Source organism: Ruania albidiflava DSM 18029, assembly GCF_000421225.1.
Taxonomy (GTDB): Bacteria; Actinomycetota; Actinomycetes; order Actinomycetales; family Beutenbergiaceae; genus Ruania; species Ruania albidiflava.
The window spans coordinates 108,662-131,599 of sequence record NZ_ATWL01000007.1 but is presented as its reverse complement, the minus strand read 5'-3'; the positions used below and the strand labels follow the sequence as shown (position 1 = coordinate 131,599).

The 22,938-nt window shown below is 71.6% G+C and carries 23 protein-coding genes; 5 read left to right on the top strand and 18 right to left on the bottom strand.

Annotated features, from left to right (window positions below; translation table 11 throughout):
• Positions 1-18: 18 nt before the first annotated feature.
• From era to hrcA, 7 genes are all read right to left on the bottom strand, one after another.
• A complete protein-coding gene (gene era / locus K338_RS0110310; protein WP_022918096.1) occupies positions 19-960 on the bottom strand; it encodes a GTPase Era in 942 nt (313 codons plus the stop codon).
• Entirely contained in the window at positions 957-2,318 is a 1,362-nt protein-coding gene (locus tag K338_RS21855) for a hemolysin family protein (protein WP_022918095.1), read from the bottom strand. Before K338_RS21855 ends, era begins: the two co-directional genes overlap by 4 nt.
• A gap of 5 nt (positions 2,319-2,323) precedes the next feature.
• Positions 2,324-2,776, bottom strand: a complete 453-nt coding sequence (ybeY, locus tag K338_RS0110300) for an rRNA maturation RNase YbeY (protein WP_022918094.1) — start codon at positions 2,774-2,776, stop codon at positions 2,324-2,326.
• Between the two features lie 37 nt (positions 2,777-2,813).
• Entirely contained in the window at positions 2,814-3,872 is a 1,059-nt protein-coding gene (locus K338_RS21850; RefSeq protein ID WP_022918093.1) for a PhoH family protein, read from the bottom strand.
• Positions 3,873-3,965: 93 nt separating this feature from the next.
• A complete protein-coding gene (locus K338_RS0110290; protein ID WP_022918092.1) occupies positions 3,966-4,727 on the bottom strand; it encodes a 16S rRNA (uracil(1498)-N(3))-methyltransferase in 762 nt (253 codons plus the stop codon).
• On the bottom strand, positions 4,724-5,845 hold the full coding sequence (gene dnaJ / locus K338_RS0110285; protein WP_022918091.1) for a molecular chaperone DnaJ: 1,122 nt from the start codon (positions 5,843-5,845) through the stop codon (positions 4,724-4,726). The genes K338_RS0110290 and dnaJ overlap by 4 nt, the downstream gene beginning before the upstream one ends.
• A 58-nt stretch (positions 5,846-5,903) precedes the next feature.
• Entirely contained in the window at positions 5,904-6,932 is a 1,029-nt protein-coding gene (gene hrcA / locus K338_RS0110280; protein ID WP_022918090.1) for a heat-inducible transcriptional repressor HrcA, read from the bottom strand.
• A gap of 227 nt (positions 6,933-7,159) precedes the next feature.
• On the opposite strand from hrcA, the gene K338_RS0110275 reads away from it, so the two are divergent.
• Positions 7,160-8,020 carry a DUF3097 domain-containing protein gene (locus tag K338_RS0110275; RefSeq protein ID WP_022918089.1) on the top strand — a complete coding sequence of 287 codons (861 nt, stop codon included), beginning with the start codon at positions 7,160-7,162 and terminating at the stop codon, positions 8,018-8,020.
• On the opposite strand, the gene K338_RS0110270 is transcribed toward K338_RS0110275, so the two are convergent.
• From K338_RS0110270 to K338_RS0110250, 5 genes are all read right to left on the bottom strand, one after another.
• Positions 8,001-8,951 (bottom strand): hypothetical protein, encoded by a 951-nt coding sequence (locus K338_RS0110270; RefSeq protein ID WP_022918088.1) that lies wholly within the window; start codon positions 8,949-8,951, stop codon positions 8,001-8,003. The two genes, K338_RS0110275 and K338_RS0110270, sit on opposite strands and share 20 nt — an antisense overlap.
• 68 nt (positions 8,952-9,019) lie before the next feature.
• Positions 9,020-10,042, bottom strand: coding sequence for a DUF2189 domain-containing protein (locus K338_RS0110265; RefSeq protein ID WP_022918087.1), 1,023 nt, complete (start codon positions 10,040-10,042; stop codon positions 9,020-9,022).
• Between the two features lie 184 nt (positions 10,043-10,226).
• Positions 10,227-11,435 carry a radical SAM family heme chaperone HemW gene (gene hemW / locus K338_RS0110260; protein ID WP_022918086.1) on the bottom strand — a complete coding sequence of 403 codons (1,209 nt, stop codon included), beginning with the start codon at positions 11,433-11,435 and terminating at the stop codon, positions 10,227-10,229.
• 31 nt (positions 11,436-11,466) lie between these two features.
• Positions 11,467-13,332 carry a translation elongation factor 4 gene (lepA, locus tag K338_RS0110255; protein WP_022918085.1) on the bottom strand — a complete coding sequence of 622 codons (1,866 nt, stop codon included), beginning with the start codon at positions 13,330-13,332 and terminating at the stop codon, positions 11,467-11,469.
• Positions 13,333-13,437: 105 nt separating this feature from the next.
• On the bottom strand, positions 13,438-13,929 hold the full coding sequence (locus K338_RS0110250; protein WP_027286695.1) for a DUF3817 domain-containing protein: 492 nt from the start codon (positions 13,927-13,929) through the stop codon (positions 13,438-13,440).
• A gap of 183 nt (positions 13,930-14,112) precedes the next feature.
• On the opposite strand from K338_RS0110250, the gene K338_RS0110245 reads away from it, so the two are divergent.
• Positions 14,113-14,763, top strand: a complete 651-nt coding sequence (locus K338_RS0110245; protein ID WP_022918083.1) for a hypothetical protein — start codon at positions 14,113-14,115, stop codon at positions 14,761-14,763.
• A gap of 6 nt (positions 14,764-14,769) precedes the next feature.
• On the opposite strand, the gene K338_RS0110240 is transcribed toward K338_RS0110245, so the two are convergent.
• Together K338_RS0110240 and K338_RS0110235 are read right to left on the bottom strand one after the other, a co-directional pair.
• Positions 14,770-15,402: a CoA transferase subunit B gene (locus K338_RS0110240; RefSeq protein WP_022918082.1), complete on the bottom strand. Its 633-nt coding sequence runs from the start codon at positions 15,400-15,402 to the stop codon at positions 14,770-14,772.
• Positions 15,403-15,405: 3 nt separating this feature from the next.
• Complete coding sequence (locus K338_RS0110235) at positions 15,406-16,185, bottom strand: CoA transferase subunit A (protein ID WP_051154764.1); 780 nt, start codon at positions 16,183-16,185, stop codon at positions 15,406-15,408.
• A 194-nt stretch (positions 16,186-16,379) separates the two neighbouring features.
• Here K338_RS0110235 and K338_RS0110230 point away from each other — a divergent pair, with 194 nt between their 5' ends.
• The 3 genes from K338_RS0110230 to rpsT all read left to right on the top strand — a co-directional run bounded on the left by K338_RS0110230 (position 16,380) and on the right by rpsT (position 18,649).
• Positions 16,380-17,564 (top strand): acetyl-CoA C-acyltransferase, encoded by a 1,185-nt coding sequence (locus K338_RS0110230; RefSeq protein WP_022918080.1) that lies wholly within the window; start codon positions 16,380-16,382, stop codon positions 17,562-17,564.
• 61 nt (positions 17,565-17,625) lie between these two features.
• Positions 17,626-18,156, top strand: coding sequence for a type II toxin-antitoxin system PemK/MazF family toxin (locus tag K338_RS25115; RefSeq protein WP_022918079.1), 531 nt, complete (start codon positions 17,626-17,628; stop codon positions 18,154-18,156).
• 232 nt (positions 18,157-18,388) lie between these two features.
• Entirely contained in the window at positions 18,389-18,649 is a 261-nt protein-coding gene (gene rpsT, locus K338_RS0110220) for a 30S ribosomal protein S20 (RefSeq protein ID WP_022918078.1), read from the top strand.
• 187 nt (positions 18,650-18,836) lie between these two features.
• Here the strand turns inward: rpsT and holA are convergent, their stop codons facing one another.
• The 4 genes from holA to K338_RS0110200 form a co-directional block, all read right to left on the bottom strand.
• Entirely contained in the window at positions 18,837-19,874 is a 1,038-nt protein-coding gene (gene holA / locus K338_RS0110215) for a DNA polymerase III subunit delta (RefSeq protein ID WP_027286693.1), read from the bottom strand.
• Between the two features lie 124 nt (positions 19,875-19,998).
• The gene (locus K338_RS21840) at positions 19,999-21,420 is read right to left on the bottom strand and encodes a ComEC/Rec2 family competence protein (protein ID WP_022918076.1); all 1,422 of its coding nucleotides are present in this window, start codon (positions 21,418-21,420) and stop codon (positions 19,999-20,001) included.
• Positions 21,417-22,217 (bottom strand): ComEA family DNA-binding protein, encoded by an 801-nt coding sequence (locus tag K338_RS0110205; RefSeq protein WP_245542940.1) that lies wholly within the window; start codon positions 22,215-22,217, stop codon positions 21,417-21,419. Before K338_RS0110205 ends, K338_RS21840 begins: the two co-directional genes overlap by 4 nt.
• Before the next feature lie 120 nt (positions 22,218-22,337).
• Positions 22,338-22,928: a hypothetical protein gene (locus tag K338_RS0110200; protein ID WP_022918074.1), complete on the bottom strand. Its 591-nt coding sequence runs from the start codon at positions 22,926-22,928 to the stop codon at positions 22,338-22,340.
• Between the last annotated feature and the right edge of the window lie 10 nt (positions 22,929-22,938).

Below are 22,938 nucleotides of genomic sequence, written 5' to 3'. Positions count from 1 at the left end.
CGGTTCAGGCTAGCGGCCTCAGAAGCCCAGTCGTTGCAGGTGCTTGGGGTCACGCTGCCAGTCCTTGGCCACCTTCACGTGCAGGTCCAGGTAGACGGCGGCGCCCAGGAGGGCCTCGATCCCCCGCCGGGCGGTGGTGCCCACCTCGCGCAGCCGGGCACCCTTGGCGCCGATGACGATGCCCTTCTGCGAGTCCCGTTCCACGAACAGGTGCACCCGCACGTCCAGCATCGGCCGCCCGTCCTTGGCTGGCCGGTCCCGTTCGACGATCTCCTCCACGACCACGGCCAGGGAGTGTGGCAGCTCGTCGCGCACCCCTTCCAGGGCGGCCTCCCGGACCAGCTCAGCGACCATCACGTGCTCCGGCTCGTCGGTCAGCTCTCCGTCCGGGTACAGCGGTGGAGAGAGCGGCATGTGCGAGCGGAGCACAGCCACCAGCTCCTCCAGCTGGTAGCCGGAGACGGCCGAGACCGGCACGATGTCCGCCCAGTCACCCAGCTCAGCGATGGCGACCAGGTGCTCGGCGAGCCGCGCCTTGGACACTGTGTCCGCCTTGGTGGCCAGGGCCACCACGGGGGTGCCTGCCTGGGCCACTGCGCCAGCGATGAACCGGTCGCCGGGGCCGATCGTCTGGTCCGCCGGGAGGCACAGGGCGATCGCGTCCACCTCGGTGAGCGTGTCGATCACCAGGTCGTTGAGCCGCTGGCCGAGCAGGGTGCGCGGCCGGTGCACCCCGGGGGTGTCCACGAGGATCAGCTGGGCGTCCGGACGGTGCACGATGCCGCGGATGGCGTGCCGGGTGGTCTGCGGCCGGCCGGAGGTGATCGCCACCTTCTGGCCGACCAGCGCATTGGTCAGGGTCGACTTGCCGGCATTCGGCCGGCCGACGACGCACACGAAACCGGCGCGGAAGCCCTCGTCTGGTTCGGTGGCGGGCTGCTGGTCGTGGTTCTCGGTCACCGGGTCTGTCCTTCGGGTGCCTCTATGGACGCGGGTGAGGGGGCGCTGGCTGCCGCAGCAGCCTCGGTCTCGGTCTCTGCCCGCCAGACCCGTAGCGCGTGCAGGCGGCGGCGCCGGCCCTGGAAGTCGATCGCCTCCAGGCAGATGCCGTGCGTGCAGGCGCGGGCGCCTTGGATCGGCACCCGCCCGAGCGCCTTGGTGAGCAGCCCAGCGGCGGTGGTGACCTCGTCGTCCTCGATGTCGATGTCGAAGAGCTCGCCGAGCTCGTCCAGGCCCAGCCGGGCAGGCACGACGAACGTACCGTCGTCGGCTGCGGCGACCTCTTCCTCCTCGGTGTCGTGCTCGTCCACCAGCTCACCGACGAGCTCTTCGAGGATGTCCTCCACCGTGACCAGACCGGCCACTCCGCCGTACTCGTCCACCACGATGGCGATGTGCACCGACCCGTCTCTCATCTCCTCCAGCAGGTCGTCGACCACCTTGGTCTCCGGGACGAACAACGGCGGACGCATCACCTCCTCGACGACTGTGGTCTCCTCTGGTCCGCCGCGCACGGTCTGGGCCAGGGCATCCTTGAGGTAGAGCACCCCGCGCAGGTCGTCCACCGAGTCACCGACCACCGGCACCCGGGAGTACCCGGACCGGACGAACAGGTTCAGCGCCTTGCGCACCGAGACACCGACGTGGATGGTGACCATGTCGGTGCGCGGCACCATCACCTCCCGCACCCGGGTGGTGCCCAGCTCGAACACCGACTGCAGCATCTCCCGCTCGTCCTCGTCGATCTGGTCGCTCTCGCTCACCCGCTCGACCATGTCGCGCAGGTTCTCCGTCTCCTCCTGCAGCTCCTCGGCGGGGCTGCGGCCCCGGCGATGCGCGAGCCGGCGCACTGCGGCGATCATCGGGGTCAGGCCGCGCTGCACCAGCAGCACTGCCGGGCCGACCAGGGCCAGCACCTGCAGCGAGTACCGGCGGCCCAGGGCGCGGGGCAGCAGCTCCACCACCACAGTGGCCAAGATGATCAGGGCGGCCAGGGCCACCAGCAGCACCTGCCACCAACGGGGGAAGGCGGCCGCGATCACCAGGGTCAGGCACACCGCTCCGACCAGCTCGAGCAGCACCCGGGCGTAGGTGGCCGAACGCACCGCCGGCGCGGGTTCCTCGGCGATCCGCACCACCGTCGTGCCGCGGCCGGAGCCGGCGGCGTAGTCCTGGGCTGCGGCGCGGGTGACCCGGCTGGCGGCCTCCTCAGCGGCAGCGAGCACGGCGGCGAGCAGGGCGCACACGCAGGCGAGCACGATCATGAACCCGATACCACCCACCGGGGCCGGGGCATCACCGGCAGTTCCGAGCAGCATGGCGATCAGCGGGCGGCCAGGAAGGTGAGCAGGAGCCGACGCTGCAGGTCGAACATCTCCTTCTCCTCCTCCGGTTCGGCATGGTCGTAACCGAGCAGGTGCAGGATGCCGTGCGTGGTCAGCAGCAGCATCTCCTCCTCGGCGGAGTGCCCGGCGGCCAGCGCCTGGTCGGCGGCCACCGGTGGGCAGACGACGATCGATCCGAGGATGCCCTCCTCGCTCAGCTCGCCGTCGGTACCGGGGCGCAGCTCGTCCATCGGGAAGGACAGCACGTCGGTGGGTCCTTCCTCGTCCATCCACTGCACGTGCAGCTCGGACATGACGTCTGCGTCCACGAACCGGATCTCCAGCTCGGCCAGGGGGTGCACACCCATCGCATCCAGCACGTGCCGGGACAGGTCGGCGAACTCAGCCTCGTCCAGGCGGTAGCCGGACTCGTTGGTCACCTCGACGCTCATCGGCGCTGGCTCCTCGCGTTCGTCGGTGTCTGCGCGGTCATCGGGTCCACTCCGACCGGCCCCGAGGGGTGCTCTGCCCCCGCCCCACCTGCGGGTGCCGGGTCTCGTAGTGCGAGTAGGCGTCGATGATGTCGGCAACCAGCCGGTGGCGCACCACGTCGGCGCTGGTCAGCTCGCAGAATGCGACGTCGTCGATGTCGGTGAGGATCTCCTGGACCACCTTCAGACCGGAGGTGGCCCCACCGGGCAGGTCCACCTGGGTGACGTCCCCGGTGACCACGATCCGGGAGCCGAACCCGAGCCGGGTGAGGAACATCTTCATCTGCTCCGCAGAGGTGTTCTGCGCCTCGTCAAGGATGATGAACGCATCGTTCAGAGTCCGCCCCCGCATGTACGCCAGCGGCGCGACCTCGATGGTGCCGGCGGCCATCAACCGTGGGATCGACTCCGGGTCGAGCATGTCGTGCAGCGCGTCGTACAGCGGACGCAGGTACGGGTCGATCTTGTCGTTCAGGGAGCCGGGCAGGAAACCGAGCCGCTCTCCCGCTTCCACGGCCGGGCGGGTGAGCACGATCCGGTTCACCTGCTTGGCCTGCAGGGCCTGCACCGCCTTGGCCATCGCGAGGTAGGTCTTCCCGGTGCCGGCCGGGCCGATGCCGAAGACGACCGTGTTGGCGTCGATCGCCTCGACGTAGTCCTTCTGCCCGACGGTCTTGGGCCGGATGGTCTTGCCGCGGTTGGACAGGATGTTCATCGTCAGCACCTGCGCCGGCCGGTCGGTGGTGGCGTCGGTGAGGATGGCGATGGCGCGCTCGACGGCGTCGGCGGTCAGCGGCTGCCCGGCGGAGGCGATCTGGGTCAGCTCGTCCAGGAGGCGTTCGGCCAGCGCCACGTCGCCGGCGTTGCCGGTCATCATGACCAGGTTGCCGCGCACGTGCACGTCGACCTGCGGGAAGCCTGCCTCGATGGCGTCGAGCACCTCGTCGCGCTGTCCGAGCAGGGCCACCATGGGCACGTGCTCGGGGACGGTGATCTGGTGACGCACCCGACCAGCGGGCAGCTGGTCGTCGGCGCCGGAGGGGGTGGACTCGGTCATGGGCTGGGCCGATGGCCCTGGGGTGACTCCTCGTTCGGTGGTGTGGTGTGTCTCGATGCTACCGAGCACAGCCGACGTTGGCAGACCGCTTCCTCACTCTCGGCCCAGCGCGTGGGCGACCAGAGTGAGGGCGACCGGACCGGCGGTGGAGGTGCGGAGCACGTGCGGGCCGAGCCGCACCACCTGGGCACCGGCATCGGACAGGCCGCGGACCTCGTCGTCGGTGAGGCCGCCCTCCGGTCCGACCACCACGAGCACCTCGGGGGCCTCCGGTGCGATCTGCACCTGGCTGATCGGCGTGGTGGCGCTCTCGTGCGCCACCAGCACCACTCCCCCGCTGGCGACGGCGGAGCGCACCGTGGTCTGCACGTGCTCGCCGTCCACCAGGTCGGCCACAGCGGGCAGGTACGCACGCCGGGACTGCTTGGTGGCCGCCTGCACCACCTGGCACCAGCGGGCCACCCCACGGGCTGCCTTCGGGCCGCGCCAGCGAGAGACCGACCGGGCCGACTGCCACGGCACCACCGCGTCCATGCCGACCTCGGTGCCCGCCTCGATCGCGAGCTCGTCCCTGCCTCCCTTGGCCAGGGCCTGCACCAGGACCAGGCGGCACCCGGGGGCCCGCTCGCGCTCGACGGACTGCACGTCCAGGTCCAGGCGGGCTCCGCCGTCGACGGCGGTGACCTGACCGGTGAGGCGGACGCCCGCCCCATCGACCACCTGGACCTGCTCGCCCGGGCGGATACGCATCGCACCCACCGCGTGCCGGGCCTCCGGTCCGGTCAGTGCGTAGCTGTCGCCTGGTCCGAGGCCGTCCAGGTCACCAGCGGCGGTGAGGAAGACCGGCAGGCTCACTTGCCCTGCAGCTTGTCCCGCAACCGGGAGAACATCCCCGGGTGCGCGGGGGCCAGACGAGCCTCAGGCCGCTCCTCCCCGCGCAGGGTGGCCAGCTCGCGCAGCAGCCGTTCCTGCTCCTCGTCCAGCTTGCTCGGCACCGATACAGCCACGTGCACGTGCAGGTCGCCGCGGCCACCGCCGTTCAGGTGCCCGATGCCCAGACCGCGCAGGGTGACCACCTCCTCCGGCTGTGTGCCCGGTCGCAGGTCCACCTGCTGAACCCCGTCCAGGGTCTCCAGGTCGAGCACGGTGCCCAGCGCAGCAGCGGTCATCGGCACCTCGGTGGTGCAGTGCAGGTCGTCACCGCGACGGGTGAACACCGGGTGGCGCCTTTCCCGCACCTCCACGTACAGGTCTCCCGGGGGGCCTCCGGCCGGACCGACCTCACCCTGCCCGGTGAGCTTGATCCGAGTGCCGTCGTCCACCCCGGCGGGCACGTTCACCCGGACGGTGCGGCGGGTGCGCACCCGGCCCTCTCCGGCGCACTCGGTGCACGGGCTGGTGATGATGGTGCCGAAGCCGGAGCAGGCAGCACATGCCGTGGTGGTCATCACCTGGCCGAGGAACGAGCGGGCCATCCGCTGCACCGAGCCGCGACCGTGGCACACCTCACAGGTCACCGGGCTGGTGCCGGGCTGGCAGCAGGTGCCCTGGCAGGTGGTGCACATCACCGCCGTGTCGACCTCGACGTCCTTGGCCACCCCGAAGGCGGCGTCGGCCAGCTCCAGGTCGATGCGCAGCAAGGCGTCCTGGCCACGGCGGGACCGTGGCACCGGCCCGCGTTGCGCGCCGCCACCGGCCGCCGCGGCGAAGAAGGACTCGAAGATGTCGGAGAACCCGAACCCGCTGCCGGCGCCGCCACCGGCCATGCCGGGCATCCCGCCCATGTCGTAGGCGCGCCGCTTCTCCGGGTTGGACAGCACGTCGTGCGCGGCGGCGATGTCCTTGAACTTCTCCGCGCTCTCCGGTCCGGCGACGTCCGGGTGGTGCTGACGGGCGAGCTTGCGGTACGCGCGCTTGATCTCATCCGTGCTGGCGTCGTGGGAGACACCCAGGATGGCGTAGTAATCGCTCACAGGTTGCTTTCTGTAGGTTCTCAGGTCGCTAGGGTCCGAGGGTGGGCTGTGGGCCGAGTCATCCGCTCATGAATCGGGACAGGTAGCGGGCGACCGCGCGGACGGACGCCATCGTGGTGGGGTAGTCCATCCGGGTGGGACCGAGCACGCCGAGCTGGCCGACGGCCTCTGGGCCCTCCCCACCGTAACCGCTCGCGATCACAGCCGTCTCCGCGAGGTTCTCGTGGTGGGTCTCCCGGCCGATGCGCACCGCCAACGGCCGGTCCGGGGCGTCGTCGACCATCTCGGTGAGCAGGCGCAGCAGCACCATCTGCTCCTCGAGGGCCTCGAGCACCGGACCGATCGTGCGAGGGAAGTCCAGGTCGGAACGGGCCAGGTTCGCGGTGCCGGCCATCACGATCCGCTCCTCGACGTCCTCCGACAAGGTCTCGTCGATGGTCTGCACGATCGCTGTGATCAGCGGCCGGTCCTGTGGGTCGAACGCTGCTGCGACCAGCTCCAGGCGCTGGCGGGCCTTGACGGCACCCAGGCCGGCGACCTCGGCGTTGATGCGGGCGCGCAGCTCGGCCAGCAGCACCTCGTCCAGGTCCTGGGTGGACTCCACGATGCGCTGGGCGACCCGGCCGTTGCTGGTGATGATGACCACCATGAGGCGGTGCGGAGCGGTGGGTACGAGCTCGACGTGCTGCAGTGCAGAACGGCGCAGGGAGGGGTACTGCACCACCGCCACCTGCTGGGTGAGGTGCGCCAGCAGCCGCACGGTGCGCTCGAGCAGCTCGTCCAGGTCCACAGCGCCGCCGAGCAACTCGGTGATGGCGCGCCGTTCCGGACCGGAGAGCGGTTTGACCACAGAGATCTGGTCCACGAACATCCGGTAGCCCTTGTCCGTGGGGATGCGGCCCGCCGAGGTGTGCGGCTGAGCGATGTAGCCCTCGTCCTCCAACGCAGCCATGTCGTTGCGGATCGTGGCCGGGGAGACGCCGAGGTTGTGCCGGTCCACCAGGTTGCGCGAGCCCACGGGTTCGCGGCTGCGGACGTAGTCCTGCACGATCGCGCCCAGCACCTGCAGCCGCCGGTCGCTCGTCACTGGTCCTCACCTCCTCGACCCTCGAACAGATAGCACTCGCACCTCTAGAGTGCCAACTCTACGCGCGGGCGCCAAGTTCACTGCGACCCACACATCATCCCGAGGGTGCGGTTATGGCTGCAATCACCCCGGATCACGACCACAGGTGCACCCTCGCGCAACCATCAGGGCACCCGGGCTGGGCGTGCCTGCGGTGGTTCCGCCGGCGGTCCGCCTAACCTTGACCGGTGACCTTCGACCGCTATGGCAGTAACGTCCTGGCCGACGATCCGCATTCCCGCCGCCGCCCGCAGACCCGGGACCAGCCCGCTGAGCCTGGACTGGTCGTCGAGGACGTGCAGACCGGCTGGGTGGGCGCCATCGTCCGGGTGGAGAAGAGCGGCGGTGTGCACGTGGTGGTGCTCGAGGACCGCAAGGGGCGGACGCGGTCCTTCCCGCTCGGGGCTGGGTTCTGGGTGGACGGGAAACCAGTCCGGCTGGTGCCGCACCGCCCGGCTCCTGCCGCGGCAGCACCCCAGCGGACCGCCTCGGGCTCGGTGGCTGTGGCGGGTGCGCGCGCACGGGTGGCCCGCGGGTCGCGGATCTGGGTGGAGGGTCGCCACGACGCCGAGCTGGTGGAGAAGGTCTGGGGAGACGACCTGCGCATCGAGGGCGTGGTGGTGGAGCTCCTCGAGGGGATCGACAACCTTGCCGACCGGCTGGCGGAGTTCTCCCCCGGACCGGGTCGCCGGGTCGGTGTGCTGGCCGACCACCTGGTGCCCGGGAGCAAGGAGTCCCGGATCGCCCGGGCAGCGACCCAGCAGTTCGGGGCGGAGCATGTCCTGGTGGTTGGGCACCCGTACGTGGACGTCTGGCAAGCGGTCAAGCCGGCCCGGGTAGGTCTGCAGGAGTGGCCGCACGTCCCCCGGGGTACCGATATCAAGGTGGGCACGCTGCGGGCGCTGGGCTGGCCGGCCTCCGACCAGGCGGACGTCGCGCGCGGGTGGAAGCGGATCTTGGGTCAGGTACGGGACTTCCGGGACCTGGAGCCGAGCCTGCTCGGCCGGGTGGAGGAGCTGGTGGACTTCGTCACTGCCGAGGCGGTGTGAGCGCCAGCTGGCTGCGGTACAGCCACGCGCTGGCCAGTGCCGTCAGCGGCAGTGAGACCAGGGTGCCGATGCCGCACAGCAGGCCACCGACCAGGTTCGCCAGGTAGGCCAGCAACAGCAGCAGGATGGTCTGCCCCGGGTTGGCCAGGGCCATCTTCACGCTGGAGGTGATCGCGTCCACGAGGTGCTCGCCCCGGTCGAGAGCGAACAGCACCGTGTAGGCCGCGAAGAACATCAGCGCCACCGGCAGGATGAAGGTGAAGCTGAGCAGCGCTGAAACCACTGACAGCACGATGGCGACGAGCACGATCGTGCCGACGTTCGGGAAGCGGAAGAAGTCGCCCACGCTGATCGACTCGCCGCGCACCAGCTTGAGCGTGGCGTTGCTCATCCCGGCGGAGGCGAAGATGCCCACCAGCACCACTACCACCACCAGGAGGATGACGCCGAGGATCCCGACGCCCAGGAATGCGCCGGCCGCCACCTGAGAGCCGCTGGTGCTCGCGAGGATCCCGGAGCCGGACAGCAGCCCGAACCATAGTCCGACGATGACCAGCACGATCACCAGCCAGGCGAGCTGGCCGAGGATGAGCGTGCCGGCGTTCGCCTTGAACGCGTTCCATCCCCAGACGAACCCGTCGGTCGCTTGCGGTGTGGGCGGGAGCGGGGCGTATCCGCCGGGTCCCGTCTGCGGCGGTGGGCCGTCATACCCACCGGGCGGGTGGTAGCTGGCGGCAGGACCCTGCGGCGGACCGCTGTAGCCGCCGCTGGTCGGGCCGAAACCGCCAGGCTGCCCCTGCGGCGGCCCTCCGGGTGGCGGGCCCGGCGGCGGCCCGCCCGGAACGCCTCCGGTGCTCGGTGGCCCTGCAGGTGGTGGCGGGGTCTCTGGCTGTCCGGCGGGACGTTCGCCGTACGGGGGGTTCGTGCTCATGGCCCCTTACGCTAGCGGCCGGGCCCCCTTCTGCGGGGACCCGGCCGCTCGCGTCAGCCGCAGCGCGGTCAGACGATCGGTGCGACCGGCTGGTTCGACAGCGACTTCGCCCCGTACGTGGCTGCTACCACGGCCACCGGATAGGCCACGAGCGCGCCCACGAGGCAGGCGATGAACCCGAGCACGGTGATGCCGAAGCAGGCCAGCGCGAGCAGGAACGCGCTGCCGAAGTTCTGCGTCACCAGGGTGATGCTGTGCTTGATCGCGTCGATCCCGGAGACGTTGCCGTCCAAGGCGATCGGGATCGCGAACATGGCCAGCAGCGAGACCGCTAGGGAGAGGAGCCCACCGATGATCGGGATCTGCTGCAGGATGCCGGACACCAGGCCGACGATCAGCGCCGCGATCAGCGCCTGGGCCGGGTTGTTCAGCTGGAAGAAGTCACCGAGTCCCGGCTTGCGGCCGTTCACCTGGTGCACCGCGCCCTGGTAGATGATCAGGCCGAACAGGGTGGTCAGCGTCCAGGCGATGATGCCGAGCACGACGCCACCGAACGACGGCTCCGGCACGCCGAACCCGCCGGCACCGGCCCGGGAGAAGTCTCCGGCATCCAGGGTGTAGGTGAAGGCCGGGTTGAGCAGCCAGTTCACCAGCGCCGACAGCACGCCCACGATGAGCATCGCCAGGATCCAGGGGCCGAGGTTCTTCGTGACTGCGTTCCAGCCGTAGCTGGCCGCAGCGCCGACGGAGAACTGCTGCGGGTAGGCCTGCTGGTACGGGTTGGCCCCGTACTGTGGCGCGTGCGGCGGACCACCGTAGCCGGGGCCGGGCTGACCGTACTGGCCGTAGCCGTCCGGTCCTGGCGGCGGGGGTGTCTGGAAACCGCCCTGCTGCGGGTCCGGGTAGGCGCTGTGCGGCTGCGGCGCAGCGCCGTACGGCGGTGGTGTCTGACCGGGTGGCGGGGGTGGCGGGGGCGGCGGTGCCTGACCGGGCCCCTGACCAGGTGGCGGCGGGGGCGGCGGTGCCCCTGGGTCCTGTGGCTGCTGACCGTTCGGACCGTTGGGCCCGTTCTCCGGTGGCTGCTGGCTCATTCGGCTCCACTTTCTGTTCGAGTCGATGGGTCGCGAACCGCGCGACACAGCCGATACCGTAGCGCTGCCGCACCCTTGGGTGCCACGACCCACACCACCCACCCCCGGTTCGCGAGCGCTCTGGTTCGCGACATGAATCGGTTCAGAAGCCGCGAAATCGAGCGTTCGGCAGAGGTGGGGTGGGTCAGTCGACCAGTGCGCGGACTACTGTGTCCGCCAGCAACCGGCCCCGCAAGGTGAGCAACGCCACACCGCGCTCGGCAGCCCCCGGCTCCAACAGACCGCCGGCCACCAGCTCCGACAACCTCTCCCGCTTCTCCGGGGCGACCTGCAGCCCCTCGGCCAGCCGCACCGCCAGCAGGACCTCCTCGTCCGCGCGCTGCTCGGCGGTGAGCTCCTCCACCCCGGCCACCGGCAGCCGCCCACCGGTCAGCAGCGCCGCGTAGGGCCGGGGGTGCTTGACGTTCCACCACCGCTGCCCGCCGACGTGGCTGTGCGCCCCCGGACCGATCCCCCACCAGTCCTGCGAGCGCCAGTAGGCGATGTTGTGCCGGCACCGGTACTCCGGGGCGCGGGCGAAGTTGGAGATCTCGTACCAGTCGTACCCGGCCCGGGCGAGCAGGTCGGCGGCGAGCTCGTACTTGTCCGCCTCGTCGTCGTCTGCGGGCATGGGTAGCTCCCCGCGGCGCACCTGGGCGCCCATCTTCGTGCCCGGTTCGACCACCAGTGCGTAGGCGGACACGTGGTCCGGTTCCATCTCGACGGCGGAGCGCAGGCTGGTCTGCCAGTCCGCCAGGGACTCCCCGGGAGTCCCGTAGATCAGGTCCAGGGAGACCTGCAGCCCGGCCTGCCGTGCCCAGTCGACCACCTGCGGCACCCGGTCCACATCATGGGTGCGGTCCAGCGTGGCCAGCACGTGCGGCACAGCCGACTGCATCCCGAAGGACACCCGGGTGAACCCGGCTGCAGCCAGCTCGTGCAGGTCTGCCGCCGTGACCGAGTCCGGGTTCGCCTCGGTGGTGACCTCCACGTCGGGCGCCAGCCCCCAGGTGTCGGCCACTGCACCGAGCATCGCGGCCAGGTCACGCGGGGGCAGCAGGGTGGGCGTGCCGCCGCCGACGAACACGGTGCTCACCACCCGCTGCGGCAGCCCGGCCGCCCGCATCGCTTCCTCGGCCAGGGCGATCTCGCCGATCGCGCTGCCGGCGTAGTCGGAGCGGCTGGCACCCTCCCCCAGCTCGGCGGCGGTGTAGGTGTTGAAGTCGCAGTACCCGCACCGCACCGAGCAGAACGGCACGTGCAGGTACACGCTCAGCTCGCGGTCGGCAGCGCCCTGGGCGACCCCGGCGCCCAGGTGAGCCTCCGGCGCCCGGCCGGGCTGCGCCGTCGTCATCGGGAGCAACGGCTCCCCGCGGGAGCCCGGCTCACTTCTTCGCTTCCTTGCCGGTGGGGGCATCGGAGGAGAGCGCGGCGATGAACGCCTCCTGCGGCACGTCCACCCGGCCGATGGACTTCATCCGCTTCTTCCCCTCCTTCTGCTTCTCCAGCAGCTTGCGCTTGCGGGAGATGTCGCCGCCGTAGCACTTGGCGAGCACGTCCTTGCGGATCGCCCGCACCGTCTCCCGGGCGATGATCCGCGAGCCGACGGCCGCCTGGATCGGCACCTCGAACTGCTGCCGTGGGATGAGCTCCTTGAGCTTGCCGGTCATCATCACGCCGTAGGAGTAGGCCTTCTCCTTGTGCACGATCGCGGAGAACGCGTCCACCTGCTCGCCCTGCAGCAGGATGTCCACCTTCACCAGCTGCGACTCCTGCTCGCCGATCAGCTCGTAGTCCAGGGAGGCATACCCGCGGGTGCGGGACTTCAGCTGGTCGAAGAAGTCGAAGATGATCTCCGCCAGCGGCAGCTCGTACCGCAGCTCCACCCGGGACTCGGACAGGTAGTCCATCCCCTGCATGGACCCGCGGCGGGACTGGCACAGCTCCATCACCGCCCCGACGAACTCAGCTGGCGTGAGGATGGTGGCTCGGACCATCGGTTCCCGCACCGAGGCGATCTTCCCGGGCGGGAACTCGCTCGGGTTCGTCACCTCGTGCTCGGTGCCGTCCTCCATGGTCACGTCGTAGACGACGTTCGGCGCCGTGGAGATCAGGTCCAGGTTGAACTCCCGCTCCAGGCGCTCTCGGACGATCTCCACGTGCAGCAGCCCCAGGTAGCCGACCCGGAAGCCGAACCCGAGCGCCACCGAGGTCTCCGGCTCGTAGGTGAGGGCAGCATCGTTGAGCTTGAGCTTGTCCAGCGCGTCGCGCAGCACCGGGTAGTCCGACCCGTCGATCGGGTACAGCCCGGAGAACACCATCGGCTGCGGGTCCTGGTAGCCGCCGAGGGCCTCCGGTGCCGGGGTGCCGGCGGAGGTGACGGTGTCCCCCACCCGGGACTGGCGCACGTTCTTCGCCCCGGTGATCAGGTAGCCGACCTCGCCCACGGCCAAACCGGGCACTGCGTGCGGCTCCGGGCTGGAGACACCGATCTCCTGCAGCTCGTGCACCTCACCGGTGCTCATCATCTGCAGCCGGTCGCCCTGCTTGAGGCGACCGTCGACCATCCGCACGAAGGTGACCACGCCACGGTAGACGTCGTAGACGGAGTCGAAGATCAGCGCCCGCGGTGGGCCGTCCGCACTGCCGGTGGGGGCCGGGATCTCCTGCACGATCCGGTCCAGCAGCTCCGGCACGCCCTCGCCGGTCTTGCCGGAGACGCGCAGGCAGTCCTCCGGGTCGCCGCCGATCAGCGAGGCGAGCTCCTCGGCGAACCGCTCCGGCTGCGCGGCAGGCAGGTCGATCTTGTTCAGCACCGGGATGATCGCCAGGTCGTTCTCCAGCGCCAGGTACAGGTTGGCCAGGGTCTGCGCCTCGATGCCCTGGGCGGCATCGACGAGCAGCAGCGCCCCTTCGCAGGCGGCCAGGGAGCGGGACACCTCGTAGGAGAAGTCCACGTGCCCGGGGGTGTCGATCATGTTCAGCGCGTACGCCTCGTCGGCGACCTGCCACGGCATCCGCACCGCCTGGGACTTGATGGTGATGCCCCGCTCGCGCTCGATGTCCATCCGGTCCAGGTACTGCGCGCGCATCACCCGCTCCTCGACCACACCGGTCAGCTGCAGCATCCGGTCGGCCAGGGTGGACTTGCCGTGGTCGATGTGGGCGATGATGCAGAAGTTGCGCAGCTGCTCGGGCGCGGTGGCACTCGGTGCGATGGTGGCACTGGCGGCCGGCGTCACGATGGGCACGGGCTTGACTACCTCGGGGGTCGGTGGGCGGGGACAGGTCTGCCCTCTATGGTCCCATGCCTGGCGGGTGCTGCCCCGCCTGGCGTGCCCGCGCCGGGCTGAGGGTCAGGACCCCCACTCGGTGGGCGGGCCGAGCGCCAGCAGCACACTGACCACCACGGCCACGGCCACGACCATGCCGACAGCGAGCAGCACCGGGTGGGCCAGGAAGGCCCGCAGCAGCCGGTTGACCCAGGTGCCATCCCGGGGGTCGTCGGTCTTCTCCCGGCGCCAGGGGCCGTCGAGCATGCCGCGCCGCTCCAGGCTGTGGTCGAACGGGATGGTGGCATAGGGGACCACGGCGGTGGCTACCGCGCCGACCACCTGCACCGGGGTCCAGCGCTGGTTCACCCCGACCAGGCCCGCGGTGAAGGCGTAGGCGACGAACACGATGCCGTGCGTCATACCGCCCACCCGCACCGGCCAGTCGCCGAGCTCGAGGACGTACTTGCCGACCATCCCCAGGATGAGCATCGTCCAGGTGACGGTCTCGGCGACGGCGAGGATGCGGTAGAGGCGGCGGGGCGTGAGCGCGCCGGTGGTCAGTGTGCTGGTCACGCCCCCATAGTCCCAGGCTCCCGCTGGCACCGGCATCCATCGTTCGATGGGTACGCGCCGGCCGGCTGGCCGGTGCCGGACGCTCTCCTCCGCGGCGACACGCCCGACTATGGCCGCGAACCGGAGCGTTCGCGCACAGAGGAGGGGGCGGTGACGGCCAGGTTGATCAGGCATGATCGATCTATGAGCTCGTTACCGGAGTCGATCGGACAGCTCGCCCGCGGGCTCAGCCGCCTGTTCCGGCTGCCCAGCGCTGCCATCCTCCTGCTCGCGACGGCGGCAGCCGGCCTGGCCCTGCTGCTCGCCGTGGTCAACCTCACCACGGCCGACCCGGCCACGGCCGGGCACTGGGTGGTGCTGGGTCTGGCCGTGCTGCTCGCCCTGCCGGTCGTGCTGTTCGCAATCCGGCGACGGCGGTGGTTGCGCGCCGTGGAGACCTCGGCTCCCGCTGTGCTCTCCACCGACCTGGTCGCTCCCGACGAGCTGGCCGACCGGGTCTCGGAGCAGATGGGCACCGCACCGGGTGGCCAGGACGTGCACGTGGTGCTGGAGGCGATCACCGAGGGCCGGGTGCCCCCTGGCACCGGGACCGGCGCCAGGGCAAGGATGACCCGCTGGCTCGGCTCGGGGCGGCTCGGGGTGCTCGGTTACGCCCTCACCCGCACCGAGCAGGCCCAGCGCGCTCTGCTGGTGGCCGCTGGTGGTCCGGTGGCAGCCCCCTACCTGAAACCGGACCTGCGGGTGACCGTGCTCGCCCTGCTGGGAACGCTGGTGGCAGTTCCGTTGGCCGGGCTGCTGGCGATCATCCTGGCGCTGGTGCTGCTCACCGGCTGACCCCGCTCAGGGCGTCAGCAGCTCCGGTTCGGTGGCCGAACGCACCTCCTCCTCGCTCACCCCGGGGGCGAGCTCACGGAGCACCAGGCCCTGCTCGGTGACGTCGATGACCGCCAGGTCGGTGATGATCCGGTCCACCACACCGCGTCCGGTGAGCGGCAGGCTGCACTCGTGGGTGATCTTCGCCGAGCCGTCCTTGGCGGTGTGCGTCATCAGCACGATCACCCGTCTGGCTCCCTGCACCAGGTCCATCCCGCCGCCGGGGCCCTTGACCATCTTGCCCGGGATCATCCAGTTCGCCAGGTCGCCGCGGGCGGAGACCTGCATACCGCCGAGGATGGCCGCGTCGATCTTCCCGCCCCGGATCATCGCGAAGCTGGTGGCCGAGTCGAAGAACGCCGACCCGGGGAGCACCGTCACGGTCTCCTTGCCGGCGTTGATCAGGTCCGGGTGCACCTCCTCCTCCCGCGGGTAGGGGCCCACGCCGAGGATGCCGTTCTCGGACTGGAGCACCACGGTGCGGCCCTCGGGCACGTAGTTCGGCACCAGTGTGGGCAGCCCGATACCCAGGTTGACGTAGGCGCCGTCGGCCAGCTCTTCTGCCGCCCGTGCGGCCATCTGCTCACGGGTCAGTGCCATCGCTCAGTCCTCCTGCCGAACGGTGCGCCGTTCGATCCGCTTCTCGATGTCGGCCCCGACCGGGACCACCCGGTGCACGAACACGCCCGGGAGGTGGATCTCGTTGGGATCGATCTCGCCGAGCTCGACCAGCTGCTCCACCTGGGCGATGCAGGTGCGCCCGGCCATCGCGGCGAGCGGGTTGAAGTTGCGGGCAGTGGCGTTGAACACCAGGTTCCCGGCCCGGTCGCCGGTCGCGGCGTGCACCAGCGCGAAGTCTGTGCTGATCGCCTCTTCGAGCACGTGCTCCACCCCGTCGAAGAGCCGCGTCTCCTTCACCGGGGAGGCTGTGGCCACCGTGCCGTCGGCGTGGTAGCGGCGGGGCAGGCCGCCCTCGGCCATCTGGGTGCCCACCCCGGCGCGGGTGTAGAAGCCGGCGATCCCGGACCCGCCGGCGCGCAGCTTCTCCGCCAGCGTGCCCTGCGGGGTGAGCTCGACCTCCAGCTCACCGGTGAGGAACTGCCGCTCGAACTCCTTGTTCTCCCCCACGTAGGAGGAGGTCATCTTCGCCAGCCGCTGGGCGCGCAGCAGCACGCCGAGCCCCCAGTCGTCCACCCCGCAGTTGTTGCTCACCACCGACAGCCGGCTCGCACCCTGGGCCAGCAGCGCCTCGATGAGGATCATCGGGTTGCCGCACAGACCGAACCCACCGACGGCGATCGAGGCACCGTGCCCGATGTCAGCCACCGCCTCGGCCGGGTCCAGGACCACCTTGTCGATCCCGGCGCTCAACGTCGTGCTCATCACCACTCCCTCCTGCGCGCCGTCGGCGACGACGACCCGCACCCCACCATCTTGCTATCTGGACAATCGGAGCGCAGCAGTTCGTACACAGCCGGGCCGTTTCGCGTCAGAATGGCAGTACCGAACGACCCGAGGAGCGCACCGCCAGACGCGGCACCACTGCGCCCGCGGTGCGCCACAGCGAAGGAGCTGACATGACCACCTCCGCAGACGTCGTCGTCATCGGCGCGGCACGTACCCCGTTCGCCCGCCTGAACGGCGCCCTGGCCACGCTGCCCGCCACCGCCCTGGGTGCGCACGCGATCGCCGCAGCGCTCGCCCAGTCCGGACTGGACGGCGAGGAGGTGGATGCGGTGTACCTGGGGCAGGTGCTGCAGGCCGGTACCGGGCAGAACCCCGCGCGGCAGGCGGCTCTCCAGGGCGGAGTCGGACGCCGGGCGCACGCCGCGGCGGTGAACAAGGTGTGCCTGTCCGGTCTGGCCGCGATCGTGGACGGCACCCGGCTGCTGCGCTCCGGGGAGGCGCAGGTGGTGGTGGCCGGCGGGATGGAGTCGATGACCCAGGCGCCGCACCTGCTGCCCGGTGTGCGCGGCGGCTGGGCCTACGGGGACCGCACCGCTGTGGACCACCTCGCCCACGACGGGCTCACCGATGCGACCGACGGCATCAGCATGGGCGAGCTCACCGAGCGCGGGGGCGGCCCACCCGGTGTGGACCTGTCCCGCTCGGCCCAGGACGCGTGGGCAGCGCGGTCGCACCAGCGAGCGGCAGCGGCCACTGCGGCGGGCCGGTTCGCCGCGGAGATGGCACCGGTGCGGGTGCGCCGGCGCAAGGACGAGGTCGAGGTCGCCACGGACGAGGGGATTCGGCCGGAGACCACTGTGGCGGCCCTGTCCCGGCTGCGGCCCGCGTTCACCCCCGACGGCGCGATCACCGCCGGCAGTGCGTCCCAGCTCACTGACGGAGCGGCTGCCGTGGTCCTCACCACCCGCGAGCGGGCCGACGCAGCCGGGGCGCCGATCCTGGCCACGGTCGGGGCCTGCGGTCAGGTGGCCGGTCCGGACAACAGCCTGCACCACCAACCGGCGGCGGCGATCGACCAGGCGCTCGGGCGGGCCGGCTGGTCCGCCGCGGACCTGGCGCACGTAGAGATCAACGAGGCGTTCGCCGCCGTGGTGCTCGCCTCGGTCGCCGAGCTCGGTGTGGCCGCCGACCGGGTGAACCCGGACGGCGGTGCGATCGCGCTCGGCCACCCGATCGGTGCCTCCGGTGCGCGGCTGGTGGTGCACCTCGCGCATGCGCTACAACCGGGGCAGCGGGGTGCGGTGGGGTTGTGCGGCGGTGGTGGTCAGGGGGAGGCGCTGCTGCTGAGCCGCTGACCGCGGCACACCGGGGCCGGTCCACCACCGGGTCCCGTGCGGGTCACTACCCTGGTTCGCCATGAGCCTGGTGAGCAGTCTTGCCCGCGCAGCCCGTCTGGTCGCTCGGGATGCGGTCCGTGCCTCCCGACGTGAGGCCGGGCGTGTCGCTGCTCGTCGACCACGTTCCCGGTCGGCGGCGCCGCAGCAGGCACATGCGTACCTCGGCCCGCTACCACCGCCGGAGTACGCGCCGGCTGCGGACGGTGCTCCCGATCCGGGTGAGGTGGTCTGGGCGTGGGTCCCTTATGAGGACGACCCGAGCCGCGGCAAGGACCGCCCGGTGCTGATCATCGCCGAGCACGAGGGTGGGCTGCTCGGCCTGCAGCTCACCTCCAAGGACCACGACAAGGACGCCGCCCAAGAAGCCCGGTGGGGCCGGTACTGGGTGGACGTGGGCAGCGGCGGCTGGGACGCCCAGCGCCGCGACTCCGAAGCCCGGGTGGACCGGGTGCTGTGGCTACCGGTCGCCACCGTGCGCCGCGAAGGGGCAGCCCTGGACCGGGACCGGTTCACCGAGGTGCTGGCCGCGGTCCGGCGGCACCGCAGCTGAGCCCGGCTCCCCTACCGTGCTGACCGGCGCCATGGTGACCGAGGCCACGGCTCGCACCTGCTCGCTCTGCTGCTAGAATCAACGGCTGGACCTGCGACGGCGTGCTTCGTCGCCGCTGGGCCACCCATCGACCCGCCACAGGGCACCCCACGCCCGGTCCTGAGGTCATGGGCCGCCCTCTTCGACGTCATTGAGCCCCGTCGCGCCAGCGACCACACGAGAGAGTCAACACGTGGCAAACATCAAGTCCCAGATCAAGCGCAACCGCACCAACGAGAAGGCCCGGCTGCGCAACAAGGCGTACAAGTCCGAGCTGAAGACCCTGGTGCGCAAGGTGCGCGAGTCGATCGCAGCTGGTGACAAGGAAGCGGCGGAGACCAACCTCCGGACCGCCACCCGCAAGCTGGACAAGGCCGTGAGCAAGGGTGTCATCCACAAGAACCAGGCCGCGAACCGTAAGTCGGCGCTGGCCAAGCAGGTCGCCGCTCTCTGAGCCGAGCACGACGGCGCCGCTCCCCTGCTCGGGGTGCGGCGCCGTTTGCGTCCCGCCACGCAGGCATCGGAGGTCCGCCAGGCGGTCTGCGGGTGGTCCGGACGACCTCCGATCGCCGCGCGCACCTCAGACAGGTGGCCAACCGCCCGGCGGTGCGGTGCGGGTCCGCGGGTGTCGGCGCGAGCGGCTACTGCGGGCCGTGGGCGGCGCAGATGCGCAGCACGGCCCGTTCGACGGCGAACCGGGGGTCCCGGTACTCACCCTTGACCTGCGCGTCGGCGTCGGCGACGGCGGTGATCGCCGTGGCCAGTCCCTCTGGGGTCCAGCCGCGCAGCTCGCGCCGGGCCCGGTCCACCTGCCACGGGGCCATGCCCAGGTCGCCGGGGTGGCCGCGGCCGCGCACTGTGGACACCTTCGCCAGCGCCCGCAGCTTCATCGCCAGCACGGCCACCAGCGGCACCGGGTCCAACCCGGTCTCCAGCGCGTGCCGCAGCAGGGTGACCGCCTCGGTGGTCTGCCCCGCGACGGCCGCATCGGCGACCCGGAAACCGGTGGCCTCCACCCGACCGCCGTAGTACTTGTCCACCAGGTCGGGGGTGATGGTGCCCGTGGTGTCCGCGACCAGCTGCGCACAGCCGGAGGCGAGCTCTCGCAGGTCCGAGCCGAGCGCCTCCACCAGGGCCTGCACCGCGGCGGGGGTGGCGCTGCGCCTCGCGTCCTTGAGCTCGCCCCGGGCGAAGTCGAGCTTGTCGGAGTCCCGTTTGACCTGGTCGCAGACGACCACCGGATAGCCGGCCTTGGCGATCGCGTCGAGCAGCTTCTTCCCCCGCACTCCCTTCTCGTGCCGGATCACCAGGGTGACGTCGCCGACCTCGTGCCCAGCCGTGGTCAGGTAGGCCAGACCATCCTCGATGAACGCGTCCGAGGCCGCCTCAGCACCGCTGACCACCACGTGCCGGTGCTCCCCGAACAGTGACGGGCTAGCGATCACATCCAGCGTCCCGCGGGTGTAGCCGGCCGCCTCGATCTCGGTAGTCTCGATCTCCACGCTCGCCGCAGGCAGCCCTTGGGCGGTGGCGGCGTGCTCCTTCGCGAGGGCAGCCAGGCGGTTGGCGGCCCGGTCCACCAGCAGCCCTTCACCGCCGCGCACCAGCACCACCGGCGCGAGCGGCACATCACGCCAGCTGGGTCCGGAGGGAGCGGGTCGGCGACGGGAGGGAGGCACGGCCCTAGCCTGCCACGGACCGAGGACACCCTGGCACCCGGCCGCCACCCGGCGCCCACTGCCGAGCACCCCTACCCGACCCGGATTGGCCCAGCGTCCGGGCCCGACCCGGACCGCGCGTCCCCTACCCGGCCCCGGGCAGCGCCGCGCACGCTCGCGCCACCACGGCGATCCACTCCGCGCACCAGGACGCGGCCTGCGCACAGACCAACGCCGGTCCCGGTGCCACCGGTGCGAGCAGCGCCGCACCCACGCCGAGCACCGTCGCCGGGGGCACCACAGGTGCAGCCAGGATGTTCGCGAGCACACCGTAGACCGGTAGCCGAGGTTGCAGCAGCACCAGCACCGGGAGGCAGACCAGCTGGGCGGCCACCGGGATCGCGATCGCCAGCGCCAACGGTCGGGGCAGCCAAGCAGACAGCCGAGCGCTCAACGGTGGGGCCAGGAGCAGCAGTCCGGCAGTGGCCGCCACGGACAGGGCGAACCCGTAGGAGCGACTGATCCACGGGTCGGCGGCGAGCAGCACGACCGCCGCCACGCACAGCGCTGGCAGCCCGGACCGGGGCCGGCGCAGCGCGAGCCCCAGGAGCAGCACCCCGCCCATCACCGCGGCGCGCAGCACACTGCCCTCGGGCCGCACCAGCGCCACGAACGCCACCAGCGCTACCGCACCGGCTCCTGCCCGCAGCCACCTGGGTGCCCACAGCAGCAGCACCATGAGCACGGCGAGCAGCAGGGCCACGTGCGCCCCGGAGATGGCAGTCAGGTGGGTCAGGCCGGTGGTGCGCATGTCTGCGGCCAGTGCTGCCGGCAGGGCGCGGGTGTCTCCGAGGGCGATACCCGGCACCAGTCCGCGACCGGCCGGCGGGAACTCTGCGCACAGCTCGGCCAGCCCGGCCCGGATCTGCGCCACCGGCGCCCGCCAGCCGACCGGCTCCTGCACACGCTCGACCGTCTCGGGGAACACCAGGAACGTGCGGTCCTCTCCCGGTCCGGTGCCGGCCAGCCGTGCCTGGGTCTGTACGCGCGCACCGAAGGGCAGCTCGAGCCAGGCCGCATCGGCGAGCACCAGCACCGGAGTGCGCAGCGTGCCTCCTCGCCCGTCCACGGCCAGCAGCAACGCGTCCGCGAGTGCACCGTCCTCGTGCGGGCGCGCCTCGCGCTGCACCCGGAGCGTCACGCTCGCCTCGGTACCGTCCAGCGCGCGCACCTGGTCGGCCCGGTCGGCACCGCGCACCGCGACCGTGGCCAGCAGTGCCGCGGCGAGCAGCAGTGCCAGCACCCAGGCCGCGAGCGCTTCGTCACCTGCCTGCCGGTGCCGGGCCCGCACCCTCCGCCGCAGCCGGCGCAGCAGCCCAGCGGCGACCAGCAGCAGCAGGAGCACCCCGACCCAGACGGCGTCTGCGACCAGCCCGATGCCCACACCGCAGACCAGCCATGCCAGCACGGCGGCGGGCACCAGCCGCAGGTCCAGACCTGCCGCCGGGACAGCGGTGGGCTGCCCTGGTCCGGACCACGGATCCGGTTGTGCCTGGTGCGTGCTCACACGCTCACCTGGTCCCGGAGCCGGTCCAGCGTGGCAGGGCCGATACCCGGCACCTGGAGCAGGTCCGCCACGCTCTGGAACGGGCCCTCCTGCTCCCGGTGGGCGATGATGTCGGCAGCTCGTGCCGGGCCGATCCCGGGGAGTGTCTCCAGCTCCTGGCTGTCCGCCGTGTTCACGTTCACGACGGCGGAGCCTCCGGCCGTAGCGGCCTCACCGGCACCAGCCGGTGCGCCGGGCACGGCGGGCGGTGTCTCCCCGGCAGCGGGCACGTACAGCCGCTCGCCGTCGGCCACCGGGGCGGCCAGGTTGACCCGGTCCAGGTCTGCTGCCGGCACGGCGCCGCCGGCTGCGTCGATGGCGTCGGCGACCCGGTCGCCAGGCTGCAGCTGCACCAGTCCCGGTGCGGTGACGGCTCCAGCCACGTGCACCAGCACGACCTGCGCAGTGGCGACCGGCCCGGCCGACGGTGCGGCTGCGCCGTCACCGGCCGACGTGGGCGAGGCCTGCGGCAACGGCAACGTGGGTTCGGCGGGTTCCGTAGGGTCTGCCGGAGCGGTCAGCACCCCGGTGAGCAGCACGCCCCCGGCGACCAGCGCCCCGAGCAGCACGACGGCCAGCCCCACCCGGGCGAGCACAGCGGGACGGATCGCCCAGGTGACGTGCCGCCGGGCCCCCTCCCCGGCGGCAGCACGGTGGCGTGCGCCGTCACCGCTCGGCTCGGCCGCCCCGGAGGCCTCCGGGGCGTAGGCGGCCAGCCGCAACCGCCGGAGCCGGTCTCGAGGGCGCTGCGCAGTCACTCCCGCACCGTAGGGACAGCATGCGGGAGGCTGCCTACGGCCCTGGGGTGGGCTGGGGACAACCGGGCAGCAGCGTTGCCGGAGCGCCGCTGTCTCAGTCCGCGGTGCGCATCGGCGGGCTCATCGCGGCACCGAGGGTGCGTGGGGCCGGGCACCGACCCCGTGCCCGGTGACGTCCCTGGGCAGCCGCCGGGAGAGCACCCCCTCGACGATCCGACCCACGATCGGCACCAGGAGCATCAGCGCCAGCAGCACCACCAGGACCGCGTGGGTCGCTGCTCCGGGTCCCAAGACGATGTTCGGGACCAGCAGGAGCAGCAGTCCCACCGGTGTGGAGACCAGGCCGCTGCCGGTCAGGACGGCCACCTCCAGCGGACGGGTCACGGCCGTCGCAGCCCCCGCAGCTCGTAGGGCGCGGAGCTTGGTGAGCATGACGATGTCCAGCACCAGGGCGGCCACACCGAGCAGCACGATGCCCACCACGGCGAGCGCGTTCGTCACCGCCCAGGCGAAGAACACCTCGCCACCGTGGAACATCCCGCCGTCGGACGGGCCGGTGAGCTGGTCCCCGACACGGACGAGGCCGAAGGTGGTGCCCGCCAGCACTGCCACGAGCAGCAGCGCCGCCAGCCCCGTGCCGGCAGCCCAGAGGCCGGTCAGCCGGGCCCTGCGGGCGTGCTCTGCGAGGGGGATGGTCGGCGTCGGGTACATCCGGCTCATC